Below are 17,356 nucleotides of genomic sequence, written 5' to 3'. Positions count from 1 at the left end.
GAATGATGCCTGTGCATCCCGATCTGGACGCCTTTCTCGAACTGGCCGAACTGGGCCGCCTGAGTGGTGCCACCCAAGCCCTGCATGAGCTGCCCGTGGCGCAGGCGCGGGCGATTTTCGAGCAGGCCTCCGGCGTGCTCGACCCGACCCCGCCAGGGGACCTGCAGATAATGAGCCTGCAGCTGCCCATGGCCGACGGCGAGGCGCTCGCGGCCCGCCTGTACCGCGCCGCGAACGCGCCGGCGAACCTGCCGGTGATGCTCTACCTGCACGGTGGCGGCTATGTGGTCGGCAGCCTCGATTCCCATGATTCGATCTGCCGCCGGCTGGCTGCCAGCGGTGAGTTCGCGGTGTTCGCGCCGGCCTATCGGCGGGCGCCGGAGCATCCGTTCCCCGGCCCGCTGGAGGATGTGCTGGCGGCCGCCAACTGGCTGGCCGAACAGGGCGCCTCGCTGGGGCTGGATACCGACCGGGCGATTTTCATCGGTGACAGCGTAGGCGGGAGCCTGGCCACGGTGCTGGCGATCATCGCGGCGCGGGAGCCGCAGCGCCTGAAGCTGCAACCCCGGGCGCAGATGCTGCTGTACCCGGTGACCGACATCAGCCGCGAACGCGATTCGCACCAGCGCCATGGGCAAGGCTACCTGCTGGAAACCGAGACGCTGCGCTGGTTCTACCGCCTGTACCTGGGTGAGCACGGTACCGCGGACGACTGGCGGGTATCGCCGCTGCGCCAGACGGACCTGGGCGGCCTGGCACCGGCCTACCTGGCGGTGGCCGAGTACGATCCGTTGCATGACGAAGGGCTGGCCTACGGGCAGGCCTTGCAGGCGCAGGGTGTGGCGGTGACGCAGGTCGTGGCGCAGGGCCTGACCCATGACTTCCTGCGGATGTCCGGGATGGTCGGCGAGGTGGGGGAAATCTATGCCGGTCTGCGCGACTGGGCGTTGGCCAGGGTGGCCTGAAGGGGCAGGTCCCCTGCCTGGGGCAGGGGACCTGTGAACTCAGCGGCTTACCACTTGTAGCTGAGCTCGGCGATCACGCTGCGGCCTTCGCCCAGGTTGCACGCCTGGTAGAAGAAGCAGGACGCGACGTAGTACTTGTCGGTCAGGTTGTTGACGTTGAGGCTGGCCTGGGCCCCCTGCAGGCTGTGGTCGAGCTTGCCCAGGTCGTAGCGGATGGCGGCGTCGTACAGGGTGTACGACGGTACCTCGAAGGTGTTCAGGGCGTCGCCGTAGGTGGAGCCGGTGTAGCGTACGCCCAGGCCCACGCTCAGGCCCTGCAGCGGGTCGAAGGGAAAGCTGTAGTCGGCCCACACCGATGCCAGCTTGGCCGGCACCTTGAACGGGCGCTTGCCTTCGTTGCCGCTGTTGCTCTTGGTCACTTCGACGTCGCTGTAGGACAGCGAGCCGGTCAGCTTGAGGTCGTTCATCACCGTGGTGATGGCTTCCAGCTCCACGCCCTTGGAACGGATTTCGCCGGTCTGCACGCTGTAGCGGTTGTTCACCGGGTCGGTGGTGACCGCGTTCTGCTTGTACAGGTCGTACAGCGACAGGGTGACCTGGGTGTCGGTGCCCGGCGGCTGGTAGCGCACGCCCACTTCGTACTGCTTGGCGGTTTCCGGCTCGAATGGCTTGCTGCCGCTTTGTGGCGAAGTGGTGCCGACCACCGGGTTGAACGACTCGCTGTAGCTGACATAGGGCGCGAAGCCGTTGTCGAACAGGTACACCAGGCCGGCGCGGCCGGTGAAGTGGCGCCAGTCCTGGTCGGTGGTCTCGACGTCGGTGAAGCGGTCTTCGGTGCGGGTCCGCGCGCGGTCCTCGCGGCCGCCGACGGTGAGCACCCAGCGGTCGTACTTGAGCTGGTCCTGGAAGTAGTAACCGAGCTGGTTCACGCGCTGTTGGGTGTTGACCCAACTGGTGCTCACCGAGGTGTCCACCGGGGCGCCGTAGGTCGGGTCGAACACGTTGATCGGCGTGGCGCGGCCCCAGCGCTCGTTGCGGATCGACTTGCTCCAGCTGTAGTCGACACCGAACAGTGCGGTGTGGGAGATCGGGCCGGTGTCGAAGCGCGCCTGCAGCTGGTTGTCCAGCGCCAGGTGGCTGCCGTAGGCATGGCGGATCTGCCAGTCACGGTTGATCGAGGCGTTAGGCACGCCGTCGGGGCCGGTGATCAGGCCGGTGGAGCTGGCACCGAAGGAGCGCGCCAGGTAGTTCTCCTGGTTGTCGTAGTCGCTCCAGCGCACGTTCTGGCGCACGGTCCAGGTGTCGTTGAACTCATGGCTGAACTCGTAGCCGAGCGAGGTGCTTTCCACTTCCTCGAAGTCGAAGTTCGGCTCGCCGACGAAGCGGTCCATTGGCACCTTGCCATAGGGGCTGGAGCCGTTGACCGCGGCCCACGGGATGGTGGTGGGGGCCAGGGCCTTGTTCTTCTGGTACGAGGCCAGCACGGTCAGGCTGGTTTGCTCGTTGGGGCGCCAGGTGAAACTGGGTGCGATGTAGGCGCGGTCGTCGTCGGTATGGTCGTACAGGCCGTCCGCTTCGCGACCCAGGCCGACCAGGCGGTACATGAAGGTCTTCTCGTCGTTGAGCGCGCCGCTGACGTCGAACTTGGCCTGGCGGCGATGGCCGGTGCCGGCCGAGATGCCGAACTCGCCGCGGTCATAGTCGGTCGGGCGCTTGGAGATGGAGTTGACCATGCCACCCGGGTCGGCCTGGCCGTAGAGGATCGAGGTCGGGCCCTTGAGCACTTCGACGCGCTCCATGCCATAGGGCTCTTCGCTGAACATGCCGAAGAAGCCCAGCGGGCGCAGGCGCAGGCCATCGCGGTAGGTGAAGGAGATCGCGTAGCCGCGCAGGAAGATGTTGTCGGCGGCATTGTTGGCACCGCCGGAGTCGGAGCGCACGCCCGAGGTGTAGCGCAGGGCCTGGTCCAGGCGCTGCACGCCCATGTCGTCCATGCGCTCGCGGGTCACCACCGAAATCGCTTGCGGGTTCTCCAGCATCGCGGTGTCGGTCTTGGTGCCGGTGGCGGTGCGGCGGGCCACGTAGCCCTGGGTTTCGCCCCAGGGCGAATCGCTGAGGGTGGAGGACACCACGCTCGGGTCCAGGGTCATGGCGCTGCCCACGTCCTGGCCGAGCACGGTCAGGGTGTTGCCGTCGAGGGTGTAGCGCAGCGGCGTGCCACCGAACAGTTTCTGTACCGCTTCCTGCACCGTCATGCGGCCCTGGACACCCGCGCTGCGCAGGTTGTCGAGGGTGTCGGGGCTGTACAGCACCTGCAGGTTGGTCTGCTCGGCCAGGCGGTTGATGGCGCCGGCCAGTGGTTGCGCCGCGATGTTGAAGTCGAAGGTCTGGCTCTGGGCGTGGGCCGTCAGCGAGGTGGCCAGTGCCGACACCATGAAGGCGGCGGGCAGGCCAAGGGACAGCGAACGTTTCAGGACCAGGGCGCGTGCGAGCGGTTGAAGGGAGGGACGGGACTGCACGTGGGGTTGCTCCGAGGTGTTAAGTGGGAATAGTTTTTATTAGCTTTCAATGAAACGGATGAGCCGCGAAAAACCGGACGAACTTTCTCGGATTTTTTCTGCAGGGCCGCTGAAGGCCCTGCGGCCCTCAGGCGGGTTGGGGTTCGCCGACCACGCGACCGCGCTCCAGGCGCAGCAACTGGTCGGCATACGGGAAGTAACGGTCGTCGTGGGAGATGACGATGATGGTCTTGCCCAGGCGCTTGAGGTCGGGCAGCAGCTCGGTATAGAAAATGCCGCGGAAGGTTGGGTCCTGGTCGGCGGCCCATTCGTCGAAGACCAGCACCGGGCGCCCCTCCAGCCAGGCGTTGAGCAGGGCCAGGCGCTTGCGTTGGCCGGTGGACAGGTCGGTGGTGCTGAAGGCACCGTCGCGCAGCTGCACCTTGTGGTCGAGCTCCAGGCGCGCCAGGTAGCGCTCGGCATCCTGCGGTGCGCTGCGCTCGCCGCTGATCACCTCGTCGAACAGGTAGTAGTCGGCGAACACCGTGGTGAACAGCTGGCGGTAGTCGTCGCGGGTGCTGGCCACGATCGGCTCGCCATTGACCGCGATATGCCCGCGATGGGGTTCGTAGAGGCCCAGCAGCAGCTTGATCAGGGTGGTCTTGCCGCAGCCGTTGCCACCGACGATGAACAGGATCTGCCCCGGCGTGACCTTGAAGCTGACCGGGCCGACGCTGAACGGCTCGACCCCCGGGCTTGGTGGGTAGGTGTAGCTGACGTCGACCAGTTCCAGGCTATGCAGTGCCTGCTCGGTGGTCGGCGGGGCATGTTCCAGCAGCAGGTGCGGTTCGGGCGAGGAGAAGCGTTCCGACAGCTCGGCGATCCGGCGCAACGCGATCTGTGCCTTGCTGATGATCGGCAGGGTGACGATCAGGTGCTCCAGCGGCCCCTTCATGTACAGCAGCACCAGGACGAAGCCGCTGATGGCGGTCTTGTCGCCTTGCGGCCACAGCGACTGCAGGGTGAGGGCCAGGCCGATGACCATGAAGAACAGCATCGAGCCCAGGCTCTTGGCCACCACGAAGGTGTTGATCGAGCGCACCTGGGTGTCGCGGATGCCATCGGCGGTGTCGCGAATGCCCCGGTTGAGCATGCGCTGGCGGCGGGCACGATGGATACGCAGTTCCTTGGCACCTTCGGCGATCGCCTGGTAGTGCTTCTGCAGCTGGTCCTCGGCGTCGCGGGCGGCCATGAAACCGCGGATGCCACGGGCCCGCGCCGCGTACTGGATCACCGTGCCCAGGCCGATGGCCAGCAGCACCAGGGCGAACATCGGCAGCGACAGGTAGGCCAGGTAGCCGAGGCAGCCCAAGGTGACCGTCAGGGAAATCGCCAGCGGTGCGAACGCATAGGCGAAGTCGCTGACGGTGTCGACATCGTGGGTCAGCACCGGAATCAGGCGATGGGTGCGGTACTGCTCGATCTGCTCGATGGGCGCGCCCAGCACTTGCTCGCCCAGGCGCTTGCGCAACCCGGCGATCACATGCTGGCCGACATAGTTGGTGCCGATGTCCGAGCAGATGCTGCTGAGCAAGGCCACCACGCACAGCCCGACGAACGCCAGCACCACGCCCTGCTGCAGGCCGCCTTCGCTGTGCAGGCCGGTGTTGATGGTCGCCAGCAGCGCGGTGATGCTGATACCACCGAGCATGCCCAGCAGGGTGGCGACGGTCACCGTCGGCCAGTAGGGGCGCAGCAGGCTGAACAGCTGGCGGAACGCCCCGGGGGGTTGATGACTCATGACGGCTCCCGGTCAGGCGCGAGTGAAGACGAGCGCGTCGGCTTGCTGGGACATCGCCTGCGCGTGGTGGCCCAGCGCCTGGTACAGCGACTCGCCGATTTCCGCCGCGCGGTTGGGCAGCACCGACAGCAGGGTGTCGCTCAGGCCGTGGCTGTTCTCGCAGAAACCTTGCAGGTACACCGCCGCCTGCAGGTCCGGGCTGGCCAGGGCACGATAGTCGCGGGCGACGTTGAAGTCCTGGAGGTAGCCCTGCAGCGGCGCCAGCAGGTCACGGTGGGAGCGGCGCTCGTAGCCGGTGGCGAGGATCACCGCGTCGTAGCGGTGGGTCTGCGACTGGTGGGTGGCCAGGTCCTGCAGGGTCAGCTCGATGCCGTCGGCGGTGGCGACGGCGGCCTGCACCTGGCGGCGGCAGAGCACGGCGTGGCGGTACTGATGGGCGACTTTCTGGCGGTAGAGGATGCCGTAGATACGCTCCAGCAGGTCGATGTCGACCACCGAGTAGTTGGTGTTGTGGTACTCGGCGATCAGTTTCTGCCGCTCGTTCTGTTCCTGGTTGAACACCAGGTCGGTGTAGTCGGGGGCGAAGATTTCGTTGACGAACGGGCTGTCGTCGGCCGGCTTGAGGGCGCTGGCGCGCACGATCATGTCGACCTTGACCGACGGGTAGCTGTCGTTGAGGTCGATGAATGCCTCGGCGGCGCTCTGCCCGGAGCCGACGATGGCGATGCGCATGGGCTTGCCTTCGGTGCAGGGCAGGGTGGCCAGGCTGCTCAGGTAGCGGGAGTGGTGGAACACCCGCGGATCATCCTTGAACGCGGCGAAGCTGGCCGGCACCTTGGGCGTGCCACCGCTGCCGACCACCACCGCGCGGCTCAGGCGCGCGTGCTCGTGGCCTTGGGCGTTGCGCGAGATCACGCGCAGGTGGCGCACCTGGCCGTTGTCCAGCACCGGCTCGATGCGGGTCACTTCTTCACCGTAGCGGGCCTGGGTGGCGAAGTGCTCGGCGGCCCAGCGCAGGTAGTCGTTGTACTCCAGGCGGCAGGGGTAGAAGGTGCCCAGGTTGATGAAGTCGGCCAGGCGTTGCTTCTGGTGCAGGTAGTTGACGAAGCTGTACGGGCTGGTGGGGTTGCGCAGCGAGACCAGGTCCTTGAGGAAGGAGATCTGCAGCTCGCTCTGGGTGGCCAGGGTGTTGCCGTGCCAGCGGTAGTCGTTCTGCTTGTCGATGAACAGCGCGTCGAGGGCGTGGCCGTGGGTTTCGGCGAGTTCTTCCAGGGCGATGGCCAGGGCCAGGTTGGAAGGGCCGAAGCCCACGCCGATGAGGTCGTGGACCTGCTGGGAGGTATGGGGCTGGCTCATGCTATCGGTTCCTTGAAGTGGCGGGGGGCGCCGACGGCGGCCACCCCGAGCTGCGGGAGTACATCGATAGGACGAGGAGCGGGTGGGACAATTTAGCGTGGCGCGGGGCCTTCAGAGTTCGCGCACGATGCGCACGCCGAGCCAGTCGCCGGGGCGGCCGGGGACCATCGCGTTGCGGTTGCCGGAGCGCGAGAAGATCGGCGCCTCGCCCCAGTCGTTGCCACGGATCTGCACCACCTTGCAGCTGTCCGCGGCGCGGCTGGCCTGGCCCCAGGCGCTGCCGTCGGCGGGGGCGCCGACGTAGTTCTCGTGCAGGCAGTCGGCCACCCACTCGTAGACATTGCCGTGCATGTCGTAGACACCGAAGGCGTTCGGCGGGTAGCTGCCCACCGGGGCACTGTAGCTGTAGCCGTCCTTGGGGCCGTAGACGTTGGCGTGGCGGCTGATCTCCAGCGCGGCGTCCGGGTCCTGGGGGAAGGGGAACATGCCGGTGCTGCCGCCGCGCGCGGCGTACTCGCGCTCGGCCTCGCTGACCATGCGGTAGGTTTTGCCGGTTTTCTTCGACAACCAGGCCACATAGTCCTGCACATCGAAGTAGGTCATGCATACCGCAGGCTGGCGCGGGCCCTGCTTGTAGCTGGGCTTGCTGGCGGTGCAGCGGCGTCCGGGGCGGTCGTCGCCGTCGGCGATTTTCGCGCCGGAGGCCTTCAGGTAGGCATCCCACTCCTCGGCGGTGACCTGGAAGCGGCTGATGGCGAACGGCTTGGCGAAGGTCACCTGGTGTAGCGGGCCTTCGTCGTCCTGGCGGCCCTGTTCGTCCTCGGGGGTGCCCATCATGAAGCTGCCGGCTGGCAGCACGACCATTTCCGGGCAGGCTTTGTCGCAATCGCGGAACACGCTGCCGGGCTTGTCGCCGGTGCTCGCGGCGAGGCTCGGCAGGCTGCAGGCGGCCAGCAGCGCGGCCAGGGTCAGGCGGTGCAGGGAAGGGATCATGGGGTTGCCTTGTTCAGAGTTTCTGGGTGACCAGGCGCATGACCCGATCGATTTGCTGTTCATCGTTGAGCAGGCTGGGGGCCAGGCGGATCACCGGGCCGACGTCGCGGTACACGGCGTCGCTCATCACCTTGTTCTGCACCAGGTGGGCCGCGACCTCATCCGGGTTCTTGCCGGGAATCCGGAAGAAGGTGAAGCCCGCCGAGAACTCGGGGCTGCGGGGCGTCACCACTTCGATCTGGCGATGTTCGGCCAGGCGCTCCTTGAGCAGGCTGTTGAGCTGGTGAATGCGCCCCTGGACGTCGGCCTTGCCCAGTTGCAGGTGCAGCTTGAAGGCCTCGCCCAGCGACCAGCGGTACTCGAAGGCGTGGTAGCCACCCGGGGTCATGATGGTGGCGAAGTCCTCTTCCTGGGAGAAGGTGGCGATGCTGGGGGTGAGGTTGTCCATGGTGGTGGACGCCGCGCAGATGATGCCGGTGCCGCGTGGCCCGAACATCCACTTGTGGCCGCCGGCGATGAAGTAGTCGCAATTGAAGTCGGCGAAGCGTGCGTTCTCCACGCCGAAGCCGTGCACGCCGTCGACCACGTAGATAATGCGGTCGGCTTCGCTGCGCTCGTGGTTGTGCTTGCGCACCAGTTCGCCGATCTCGCCCACCGGTAGCTTGGCGCCGCTGCTCGAGTGCACCCAGGTCATGCCCAGCACGCGGGTTTCGGGGCGGATGTTCTGGTCGATGGTGCTGAGGATCTGGTCGGCGGAGATTTCCCAGGGTTTGTCGAACAGGCGGATCTTGCGCACCTGGGTGCCCTGGCGACGGTTGCGGAATTCGAGGGTCTTGTGGGCGGAGTAGTGCTCGTGGACGGTGGTGAGGATCTCCTGGTCGGGCCTGACTTGCAGGCCGCCATAGATCAGCGCCAGCCCCTCGGTGGTGCTGCCGGTCAGGGCGATCTGCCGGGGGCCGACTTCCAGGTAGCGCGCCGCCCAGTCCCGCACCTCGCCTTCGCGCTGCCATTCGTACTGGCTTTCCCAGTCCATCAGCGCGGCGGGGTTGCGGTCGAGGTCGGCGCGGTGGCGGTCGATGGCGTCCTGCACCGGGCGCGGGTGGGCGGTGACCAGGAAGTTGGCGAAGTGCGCCACCTCCGGGTCGAGCGGGAACAGGGCGCGCAGGTTGCGCCATTTTTCCGGGCCACTCAGTGCCGCGGTGGCGGGCGCGGCCGCCAGGGCATCGGGCAGCAGGGGCAGGGCGGCGGCGACCAGGCCGGCCTGCTTGAGGAAGGTGCGACGGTTGTTCATGCGGGGCAGGCCTTGTTCAGCGAGCGGTGGCGACGGGGTGGCCGGCTTTCTGCACCTGGTCCCAGATGCGCAGGAAGTTGCCGGCCCAGAGCTTGGCGATGTCCGTCTCGCTGTAGCCGTGGGTGAGCAGTTCGGCGGTGACGTTGCGGATCTCGCTGACATCCTTCCAGCCGTCCAGGCCACCGCCTTCGTTGAAGTCGGAGCTGATGCCGACATGGTCGATGCCGACCTTCTTCACCGTGTAGTCGATGGCGTCGACGTAGGCCTTCAGCGTTGCCTTGGGTTCTTCGTCGAGGATCCCGTACAGGCCGCTGGCGTATTCGCCGAAACGTTTCTCGGGCCAGATGGTGATCGCCGGGTCGCCTGGCATCAGGGCGTAGTTCAGGTCTTGCAGCGGCCCCAGGTCGAAGCGCGCGCGCAGGGCGTCGAGCTTGTCCAGGGTCGGCTTGCCCAGGGGCTTGAGGTAGCCGCTGAAGCCGACCACCTGGATCAGGCCGCCGCTGTCCTTGATCAGCTTCATCTCCTTGTCGCCGAGGTTGCGGCGGATATCCACCAGTCCACGCGGCGCCGAGTGCGAGGCGACGATTGGCGCGCGGCTCAGGCGTGCCACGTCTTCCAGGGCCAGGGTCGACATCTGCGAGACGTCGATGATCACCCCCAGGTCGTTGAGCCGGGCCACGGCTTTCTCACCGGTCGGCGAGAGCCCGCCGAGGGCGTCGGCGGTGTCGTTGAAGAACGGCATCGGCCGCGAGGAGTCGGCCCAGTCGTTGTTGCCGATGTAGCTGAAGCCGAACATGCGCATGCCGCGCTTGGCCCACAGGTCGAGCTGCGACAGGTCGTCGCCCAGCGGGTAGGCGTTGAGCAGGCTGATGAACACGGCGAACTTGCCTTCGCCGTTGAGGCGACGGAAGTCGTCGGGGGTGTAGGCGATACCCACCTGGTTGGGGAAATCGCGCACCATGTTGGCGATGATCTGGTAGCGTGTTTCCTGCTGGTGGCGAGCCTCGTCGACGAAGCCTGGGGTGGGCTTGTGCGGGGCGTTGGGGCCGTTCCACATCTCCGGCCAGGCCAGAATCGTCAGTGCCGCGCCCGACAGGCGCCCCTTGCCGGCCTTGGCCAGGTCGAACTGGTGCGGGCCGTCCTTGTCCACTTCCTGGCCGTGGGCGCCGAAGGTCAGCGGCACGGTGATATGGCCATCGAACGAGAGCATGTGCTCGTGCATGTCCTTGGCCTGCTCGACGATCTTCAGCGGGTAGCCGGCGTTCTGGCGTTGCCAGTAGAAATAGCCGGCGGCGCTGCCCAGGGCGACCGCCAGGGCCAGGGGCAGGCCGATGTACAGGGCTTTGCGGGAACGGGTCTTGGTCATTGCCATCTCGTTGCAGGGCTGATCGGATCGGCCTGCCGGCGGGCGTGCGCGCCGGGGCAGGGCTCGGGTATCAGGTGGACGAATGGCGGTGAGGCAAATTTATCGCGGGGGCGATCATCAAGTTTGGCGCGCTGCGGCCGATAGCGTGGTCATCGAAAGGACCCACCGAAGAGGATCAGGGACATGGTAGGTATCACCGGTATGAGCATCAACAGCGCGACGCCGCTGACCACGGGCCTGCAAGTGGCCGAGCAGGTCCGCGCGGCTGAAGCAGACAACACTGACAAGACCGAGGAAAGCGGCAAGGCGGGCGATGGCGTGAAAGCCGAGGGCGCGCCTGGCCAGGCCGAGGCCGCGGGACAAGAGCCGAGCGAGCCTGGGCATATCTCGCAATTGCGCGAGATGATCAAGCAGTTGCAAAAGCAAATGGCCGAAGAGCAGAAACAGCTGGCCATGCTCATGGCGCAAAAAATGGACGAGACCACCAAGCTGTCGATGGTCATGGCCAAGCAGGCCAGCATCGCCACGATCAGTGGGCAGATCCAGGCGGCCACCGCGCAACTGCTCAAGGCCTTGACCGAGTCCGGTGGCAGCAGTGCCGGCGGGATGGTCAGCACCCAGGCCTGACAGGGCTGGAATTCTCTGTAGGAGCGGCTTCAGCCGCGATGCAGGCAACGCTGTGCCTGGCCCCCGCTTCGCGGGTGATCGCGGCTGAAGCCGCTCCTACAGGGATCGCCCAGGCAAACAAGACGCCCCGCTTCGTGCGGGGCGTCGTCGTTTTCAGTCCTGGGCCACGCGCGCGCGGCCCTGGCGCTCGCTCTTGTACTGCATGGCCACCGCCGGTGCCGGCTTGGTGCTGCCGGTCTCCAGCCACTGGCGCATGCGGCTGGCGTCGGCGAAGTGGGTGTACTTGCCATAGGCGTCGAGGATGACCATGGCCACCGGGCGGTTGTCCATCCTGGTCAGCAGCACCAGGCAGTGGCCGGCCTCGTTGGTGAAGCCGGTCTTGGTCAGCTTGATGTCCCAGTTGCTCTTGTTCACCAGGTGGTCGGTGTTACGGAAGCCCAGCGTGTAGTTGGGCTTGCGGAACGCCACGGTCTTCTCGCGGGTGGTCGACAGCTCGCTCAGCATCGGGTACTTGCGCGAGGCCATCAGCAGCTTGGCCAGGTCCTGGGCGGTGGAGACGTTGAGCGTGGACAGGCCGGTGGGTTCGACATAGCGGGTGTGGCTCATGCCAAGGCTGCGCGCCTTTGTGTTCATCGCCTTGATGAATGCGCCATAGCCACCGGGGTAGTGGTTGGCCAGCGAGTTCGCCGCGCGGTTCTCCGACGACATCAGGGTGATCAGCAGGGTCTCGCGGCGGTTCAGCTCACTGCCTACCCGCACCCGCGAATACACGCCTTTCATCTCGGGGTTGTTGGCGGTGGTCATGCTGAGCATCTCGTCCATGGGCAGCTTGGCGTCGAGCACGACCATCGCGGTCATCAGCTTGGTGACCGAGGCGATGGGGCGCACGCGATCGGCGTGGCTGGAATACAGCTCCTGGTTGGTGTTGAGGTCGATCAACAGGGCGCTGCCAGAGGCCAGGTGCAGCTTGCTTGGATCTCGTTGCATCTGGGCCGGGGGTTGTGCAGCAGCGGTCGACGGGAGGGTCGCGGTTCCTGTGAGCAACAGCAGCAGGCTGAGGATGGACAGGGAAGTTTTCACGTTGAGGCTCACTAAATGTTGGTATGTCGTTGGCTGTGCAAGGGTTTCCCCCAGAAACCGCTGCATTTTGGAGTATGGCCGAACGGCTGTCGAATGCCTTATATCTAAAGGGCGCAACGTGAACGAAATTTAATCCTGTACCAATTCTGTACCAATTACCGTCATTTCAAGCTTGGCAAGCTCGGACCAATCGTTCGCCGAATTCAGCCATTTCGCGTAGGTGGTGAGCAACACCTGAACAGAGTGCCCCAACTGGCCAGCGATGAACGCCGGATTCATCCCCGACATGAGGCACATCGTGGCATAGGTGTGCCTGCAGTTGTATTGCGGCCTGGCTCGAATCGAGGTTGCCTCGATCGCCTCGTTGAAATGCCCTCCAGGCGTGCTAGGGCCCTTCATGTGGGGAGACTTCCCGGCAGGCTGAAAGATGAAAGGCGACTCAGCAGACACCCTTCTTCCATTGCGCTTTCGCGCGTCTGCGATCTCCCTGGCCCGCCCAAGTGCGCCCAGCGCTCGGCTGTTGAGCATGATCGTCCGGGTGTACTTGGTCTTTGTCCGCTCTGCAACCTGGTTCTCTACGACAATCCTACACACGTGGGCCGTCTTCTTCTCGAAATCGATTTCGTCCCAGCGTAGCGCCATGATCTCACCGGTGCGCATGCCGGTGTAGAAGGCGAATTCATAGAACGCCGCGAACACCTGGTTGCAGCGAGAGAAGTTCTTGTACATCCACTTAATCAGATCATCCGCCTCTTCCACTGTGAAAGGGTCGACCTGCTTCTTGTTCTTCTGCGGCAACTGAATCGACGCCGCTGGGTTCCTGTCCACTACCTCGTCATACACCGCTGCGCGGAACATCGCCTTCACCCGGGCGACGGCAGCGCGCTTGACTGTCGAGCTCTTCCACTCGGTCTTCGCGACCACCTCCCTAAGCACCATCGGCGTTACCGCCTTCATAGGCAGCGTCGCCAGATGGGGCATCCAGTAGTTGTTCATCAAACCTTTGTAGTTGACCCGGGTGTCATGCACGACCTCCAGGCTGTCCAGCCAGCTCTGGGCGTACTCGCCGAACATCAGCTCGTTGACGGGCGCTGCATAGCTTGAGGACGGGAACAGTTCGGAATAGCGCTTCTCGTCGAGCACGCCGTGCTTAGCAAGGCTGATTACTTGAGCGCGAAGATCGGCTGCCGCCTTGACCCCCTTGGCGGTTTGTGGATATGCGAGAGTTTCGTTTCGACGCTCACCGTTCCAAGTAAAACGGATCCGGATTGACTTGCCGATGAACTCGACTCCAGTGGGTAGCCCCAGCTTCCTTCCAGCCACGCTTCGTATCTCCTGATGCTGTAGTAGATCCTGCCGTCGATCTTTTTCCAGACGCCCTCTGGGATGACGTTGCGAGCTCGCTTCCCCTCCAGAGCGCGCTGGGTGATCTCGAGTAGTTCTGCCATCTTCTTCTCGGACACTTTGTCGGATGCCCAAGTTAACGGCTGACTTTCTTCGTCTTTCATGGATGGTCTCCGTGCCGTTCAGGCCAAGAAGTGGTGCCCGACCTGCGCCGCCCGGGCGGCTTCCTCGGTGCGGAACATGAGTTGGGTGGTGGTGACGCTGCCCCAGCTGTTGTATTCGACATCGACCCACCAGTGGCGGCAGGTTGGTGGTCAGTCGACCTGGTAGTAGACGTAGCAGTTGACGCCCTGGTCCTTCAGCGACTTGTGCATGGCTTGCACGCCGGCACTGTGCCGGTTGCCGATGCCTGGCCAAGGCGTATCGAGATGGATGCCCTGCTGGTGGTAGCCGCTTTTCTTTTGCACGTAGCCAGGTAGGGAGGGCAGCTGTCTGGCGCGCATGCCCGGAACGGGAATGACGACGCGGTCTAGGTTGGCGCTGCCTCCGTCGTTGTCGCATGCGGCTGCAGCTGACTTCCCCGCCTCGATAGCGACCCGCACTTTTTCCGGCAGGCCGACCAGTTCTTCTTTCGTCATGGCAATAGCTCTCCATGCCCGCGCATGTCGGCGGGCTTGAGTTAAGTTGTTGGGGCAGGGGTTACTCGCTGTATTGATTGCGGATGCGGCGGGCTATGGCGCGGAGGTCGCCGTCCATCTCGAACATCTCGTTGTTGTCACGACGCGAGACGACCCCGGACCTGGTGACGTTGCGGCCGCCAAGGATCCAGGCGGCCAGCAGGATCAGCGCCGACTCGAGCTGGCGCCGTAGCCAGCCTGCATGCGGGATCATCGCGGCCACCGGTACAGGTGGAAGGCGACGAAGGTGAGGGCGATCATGGCTTCCACCTCTTGCCCACGCGGAACACCATCATCATGTTGTGATGGAGTGGCACTTTGAGGACGTCATCGAAAAACTCGCCCTTTCCAGAGATGAATCCAGTAGGCACCTTGCTTCCTGCGATTCCGAATTCTCTCCAGCATTCTTCGCCGCCGTTCTCGTCCCAGTAAGCGCGTTCGCGTTTTGGGATCTCATCGTAGGTTTTTTCGAACACGGAGATATCCGGGATATCGCAGATCCTGCGCCATGCGGGATTGCGCTTGCACCATTCAGCAGCATGCTGAGAGGCTTGATCGACAGAGTAGAATTCCTTGGTGCCTTGTTCGGTCACGGCATCAGCTCCTTCGGCACCTGGACGGTATCGCCGAGCTCAAGCTGGACGATCGCCTGCATGGCCACGGTCAGAGGGTTGTCGGGATGGTGGAATGCGGTGCGGCGGTGCTTGCGCTCCTTTCCGAAGATCGTGCTGCTCCAGACGCCGGCCTCGTAGAAGCCGTTGCGCTTGTCCATGTAGCCGAAGTTGCGGTGCACGGAACTTGTCGGAGGCGACAGCGACACCTTGTGCTTGTCGATCAATGGCCCTGCCAAAGACCAGTCCTCATGCGGGTTGTAGAGCACATCCCACACCAGCGCCTGGCCGCGCTTCTTCCAGAACACGCGCCACGGCACGTTGTACTGCGGGCCTACCAGAAACGCCTCAAGCCCCTCGGCTTGCGCGACAGCCCAGTCCAGCGCATGGCCTGCCAGGTCGGCCGTCTTCACTTCGATCAGGTCGGTCATGGCGCCACCTGCTTCACTTCCCGGCGCTGGGCGATGTACTCATCGGCCTTACGCTCGCGGGCGGCGTGGACCCTGAGGCACTTCTTGCAAGTCACTTCCGCCGGCCGGCTCGATCCGTTCATGTCTTCGCCAGCTTGTCCGCAAGCGATCTGGCAGTCGTGATCGTCGAAGCAGCCAGCGTGCGAGACCAGATGCACAATTTTTGTCACAGCTGATACCTCTCATCATTCCAGGCCGCCGGCGCGGCAGCAGGTGTAGGTTCGGGTTGTGTTTCGTGCGGGGAGAGCTGGCGCTCGTTGCCGGCCTGCAGCTGGCTGTCGGGGATGCAGCTGATGCCGACCCCATTCAGCAGGTAGCAGGTCACGCCGCGCTGGCTGTCGTGCTGCACGTCGATGACGTTCTCTGTTGCGCTGGCGCCGGTGGCCAGCAGCGCGAGGAGGAGGGCGAGACGGGTCATGCGGTGAGCTCCAGTTGTGGGTCGGCCTTGGCGGCCTGTTCGGCGACGACGATGGCGTAGGCCTCGGGGTGCTGCTTGTCGAATGGCGGCATGTTGTCGGTCTCGATCCAGGTGCCACGCACTGAGCCGCGATCGAGCCATCCAGGGTCGGTACCCTTTGGCCGCGTCCAGGCTGTCGGGCTGATGCCGAGTTCCTGGATCTGCTTTGCCGCGATGTAGCCCTGCGCACGCATCAAGGCGATCACCCGCAGTGCCGCCTCCTTCCAAGGGGTGAGGCTCACCGGGGATGGGATGCCGGCCTGGTGCGCACCAACCACCATTGGAACCCGGCACCGTTCGGGTGGGTTCCAGTCGAACAGATGCAGGTACTCTTCATTGGCAAAGAACGCCCAGCCGCTGCGACTTTGTTCGCATCGCAACTCGAACTCCCATCCCGACTTGTCGCCGCCGCGATGCATCCACCGTGGAAGCAGTACCGGAACGCCAAGCAGCTCTAGCATTCGGCAGATTCCGTGACTTGCATCGCTCACCTTGCTGACGATCACCAGGCGATGGTCAGGCCCAGGCCTGCCATAAAAGTTCTCGTAGTCCTTCGGCAGGATCTGGTCGGCCACCTTGGCATTCAGGCTCATCTTCGCCTCGACGCCGATCTGCCGGCCGCTGACGTGCACGACCAGAATGTCGAAGCCAGCGGCTTCGGGGTAGCAAGTCCAATCGGCCTGCTTGTTCATCGACTGGATGAAAGCCGCGCACAGCTCGGCCTCCGTCTTTATCGGCGTCCTTTCGAGCATGACGATTCCTTGGCCGCCATATCGCGGCAGTTAATAGAGGGGAATGCGCATGAACCGATAGCAAAACAGTTCAGACCAACTGCCCAGCGGTACCGTGCGCTAAAGGTTTGTGTGCGTTACTAGAGGGAACCGAAGAGGGTAAGAAAAATGAGAACAAGAGGCAGTAAATACTGGGCGTGGGCAGACCCGATGCTGCACTCCAGGTGTCATGAGGAGGTCTGCAGCGACGGAACCATAATCGACGTACAAGTCAGGCTGTCTTGCACTGGCTTGACGCAGTTGTTCATCGGTGTGTATTCCCCCTCGGGCGATGCTCTGTTTGAGGGTGCTTACTACGCACGTCCGGGTGAGTCGATGAGTACAGCGTTGGCTTGGGGGATTGATGCAGCACGCAGCGTCGCCACCAAAGGTTCTTCCGTTGAGGAGCTGCTCGCAACCACGCGGTAGAGGTTACGTGCTGAATATCTGCGATCTGTTGTCTCTGAAATGAGGTGACGGGAGCCGGTTATTGATTTTTTCGTTTGTACCCATCGGTCTGATATAAATCTCCTCTAGTCCCTGAAGGCGCACACTCAATTTAGCTCAGGACTTCTGAGCATTGAGAGGTGCGTATGACCAGAGACAGGGATAACGGCCAAGGTGGAAAGTCAGATCGTGATGGTGGTTGGCCAACCGGTCCAGATCATGATTCCAAGAGGGCCCGCCCAGAGGATCGCGACGATTACATCGAGAACCGGCCCTTTCGAGGCGGGCAGAGACAGGGCCCGCCGGACCCATCGCGGGCATCCAACGCCGAGCGCTATAGCCATCACAAGCTCCCACTGGAATAACTGCCAGGTCTAAAGGCTTATTGAGTCTAGGCGAGCACTACTGACCAGAAGCCCAGCTCCGCGCAGGGCTTCTTGCTACTTCAACCTCCGTCTGCTGGGCGAGCTCAATGATTGGGCTCGGTTCTCTACTAGCGCTGTCTCGTTGATCTCTGTCAGCAAGGAGTACGGTCGATCATTTTCCACCGGTCGCAATTTAAGCGAAATGGATATCTATCTCTCTCGTTAGCGCGCCTACTGT

General features: G+C 64.1%; 19 protein-coding genes. 3 read left to right on the top strand and 16 right to left on the bottom strand.

Features of this window, described 5'->3' with window-relative positions:
• The first annotated feature begins 5 nt into the window (after positions 1-5).
• Positions 6-965 (top strand): alpha/beta hydrolase, encoded by a 960-nt coding sequence (locus IM733_RS08875; RefSeq protein ID WP_248920518.1) that lies wholly within the window; start codon positions 6-8, stop codon positions 963-965.
• Positions 966-1,012: 47 nt separating this feature from the next.
• Here the strand turns inward: IM733_RS08875 and IM733_RS08870 are convergent, their stop codons facing one another.
• The 6 genes from IM733_RS08870 to pvdM form a co-directional block, all read right to left on the bottom strand.
• On the bottom strand, positions 1,013-3,484 hold the full coding sequence (locus tag IM733_RS08870; RefSeq protein ID WP_248920517.1) for a TonB-dependent siderophore receptor: 2,472 nt from the start codon (positions 3,482-3,484) through the stop codon (positions 1,013-1,015).
• Positions 3,485-3,611: 127 nt separating this feature from the next.
• The gene (locus IM733_RS08865; protein ID WP_248920516.1) at positions 3,612-5,264 is read right to left on the bottom strand and encodes a cyclic peptide export ABC transporter; all 1,653 of its coding nucleotides are present in this window, start codon (positions 5,262-5,264) and stop codon (positions 3,612-3,614) included.
• 12 nt (positions 5,265-5,276) lie between these two features.
• Positions 5,277-6,620, bottom strand: a complete 1,344-nt coding sequence (locus tag IM733_RS08860) for a lysine N(6)-hydroxylase/L-ornithine N(5)-oxygenase family protein (protein WP_248920515.1) — start codon at positions 6,618-6,620, stop codon at positions 5,277-5,279.
• A 111-nt stretch (positions 6,621-6,731) separates the two neighbouring features.
• Entirely contained in the window at positions 6,732-7,613 is an 882-nt protein-coding gene (locus tag IM733_RS08855) for a formylglycine-generating enzyme family protein (RefSeq protein ID WP_248920514.1), read from the bottom strand.
• Between the two features lie 13 nt (positions 7,614-7,626).
• Positions 7,627-8,904 carry an aminotransferase class V-fold PLP-dependent enzyme gene (locus tag IM733_RS08850; RefSeq protein ID WP_248920513.1) on the bottom strand — a complete coding sequence of 426 codons (1,278 nt, stop codon included), beginning with the start codon at positions 8,902-8,904 and terminating at the stop codon, positions 7,627-7,629.
• A gap of 16 nt (positions 8,905-8,920) precedes the next feature.
• Positions 8,921-10,270, bottom strand: a complete 1,350-nt coding sequence (gene pvdM, locus IM733_RS08845) for a pyoverdine-tailoring dipeptidase-like protein PvdM (protein ID WP_248920512.1) — start codon at positions 10,268-10,270, stop codon at positions 8,921-8,923.
• A gap of 183 nt (positions 10,271-10,453) precedes the next feature.
• On the opposite strand from pvdM, the gene IM733_RS08840 reads away from it, so the two are divergent.
• Positions 10,454-10,897: a hypothetical protein gene (locus IM733_RS08840; RefSeq protein WP_248920511.1), complete on the top strand. Its 444-nt coding sequence runs from the start codon at positions 10,454-10,456 to the stop codon at positions 10,895-10,897.
• A gap of 153 nt (positions 10,898-11,050) precedes the next feature.
• Here the strand turns inward: IM733_RS08840 and pbpG are convergent, their stop codons facing one another.
• The 10 genes from pbpG to IM733_RS08795 all read right to left on the bottom strand — a co-directional run bounded on the left by pbpG (position 11,051) and on the right by IM733_RS08795 (position 16,288).
• Positions 11,051-11,977, bottom strand: coding sequence for a D-alanyl-D-alanine endopeptidase (pbpG, locus tag IM733_RS08835; protein WP_248920510.1), 927 nt, complete (start codon positions 11,975-11,977; stop codon positions 11,051-11,053).
• A 129-nt stretch (positions 11,978-12,106) separates the two neighbouring features.
• Positions 12,107-13,240, bottom strand: coding sequence for a tyrosine-type recombinase/integrase (locus IM733_RS08830; protein ID WP_349292558.1), 1,134 nt, complete (start codon positions 13,238-13,240; stop codon positions 12,107-12,109).
• Positions 13,141-13,485, bottom strand: coding sequence for a hypothetical protein (locus IM733_RS08825; RefSeq protein ID WP_248920509.1), 345 nt, complete (start codon positions 13,483-13,485; stop codon positions 13,141-13,143). The genes IM733_RS08830 and IM733_RS08825 overlap by 100 nt, the downstream gene beginning before the upstream one ends.
• A gap of 150 nt (positions 13,486-13,635) precedes the next feature.
• A complete protein-coding gene (locus tag IM733_RS08820) occupies positions 13,636-13,959 on the bottom strand; it encodes a hypothetical protein (protein WP_248920508.1) in 324 nt (107 codons plus the stop codon).
• A 61-nt stretch (positions 13,960-14,020) separates the two neighbouring features.
• Complete coding sequence (locus IM733_RS08815) at positions 14,021-14,212, bottom strand: hypothetical protein (RefSeq protein ID WP_248920507.1); 192 nt, start codon at positions 14,210-14,212, stop codon at positions 14,021-14,023.
• A 43-nt stretch (positions 14,213-14,255) separates the two neighbouring features.
• Positions 14,256-14,591, bottom strand: coding sequence for a hypothetical protein (locus IM733_RS08810; protein WP_248920506.1), 336 nt, complete (start codon positions 14,589-14,591; stop codon positions 14,256-14,258).
• Positions 14,588-15,040: a phage protein NinX family protein gene (locus IM733_RS08805; RefSeq protein ID WP_248920505.1), complete on the bottom strand. Its 453-nt coding sequence runs from the start codon at positions 15,038-15,040 to the stop codon at positions 14,588-14,590. Before IM733_RS08805 ends, IM733_RS08810 begins: the two co-directional genes overlap by 4 nt.
• Positions 15,037-15,162 carry a hypothetical protein gene (locus tag IM733_RS25540; RefSeq protein WP_283107524.1) on the bottom strand — a complete coding sequence of 42 codons (126 nt, stop codon included), beginning with the start codon at positions 15,160-15,162 and terminating at the stop codon, positions 15,037-15,039. Before IM733_RS25540 ends, IM733_RS08805 begins: the two co-directional genes overlap by 4 nt.
• Positions 15,163-15,245: 83 nt before the next feature.
• Complete coding sequence (locus tag IM733_RS08800; RefSeq protein WP_248920504.1) at positions 15,246-15,497, bottom strand: hypothetical protein; 252 nt, start codon at positions 15,495-15,497, stop codon at positions 15,246-15,248.
• On the bottom strand, positions 15,494-16,288 hold the full coding sequence (locus tag IM733_RS08795; RefSeq protein WP_248920503.1) for a hypothetical protein: 795 nt from the start codon (positions 16,286-16,288) through the stop codon (positions 15,494-15,496). Before IM733_RS08795 ends, IM733_RS08800 begins: the two co-directional genes overlap by 4 nt.
• Before the next feature lie 147 nt (positions 16,289-16,435).
• On the opposite strand from IM733_RS08795, the gene IM733_RS08790 reads away from it, so the two are divergent.
• On the top strand, positions 16,436-16,735 hold the full coding sequence (locus tag IM733_RS08790; RefSeq protein ID WP_248920502.1) for a hypothetical protein: 300 nt from the start codon (positions 16,436-16,438) through the stop codon (positions 16,733-16,735).
• Positions 16,736-17,356: the final 621 nt, after the last annotated feature.

This window comes from Pseudomonas entomophila, assembly GCF_023277925.1.
Taxonomy (GTDB): Bacteria; Pseudomonadota; Gammaproteobacteria; order Pseudomonadales; family Pseudomonadaceae; genus Aquipseudomonas; species Aquipseudomonas entomophila_D.
Note: the sequence above shows the minus strand (reverse complement) of the source record. Positions and strands in the feature narration are given on the sequence as shown.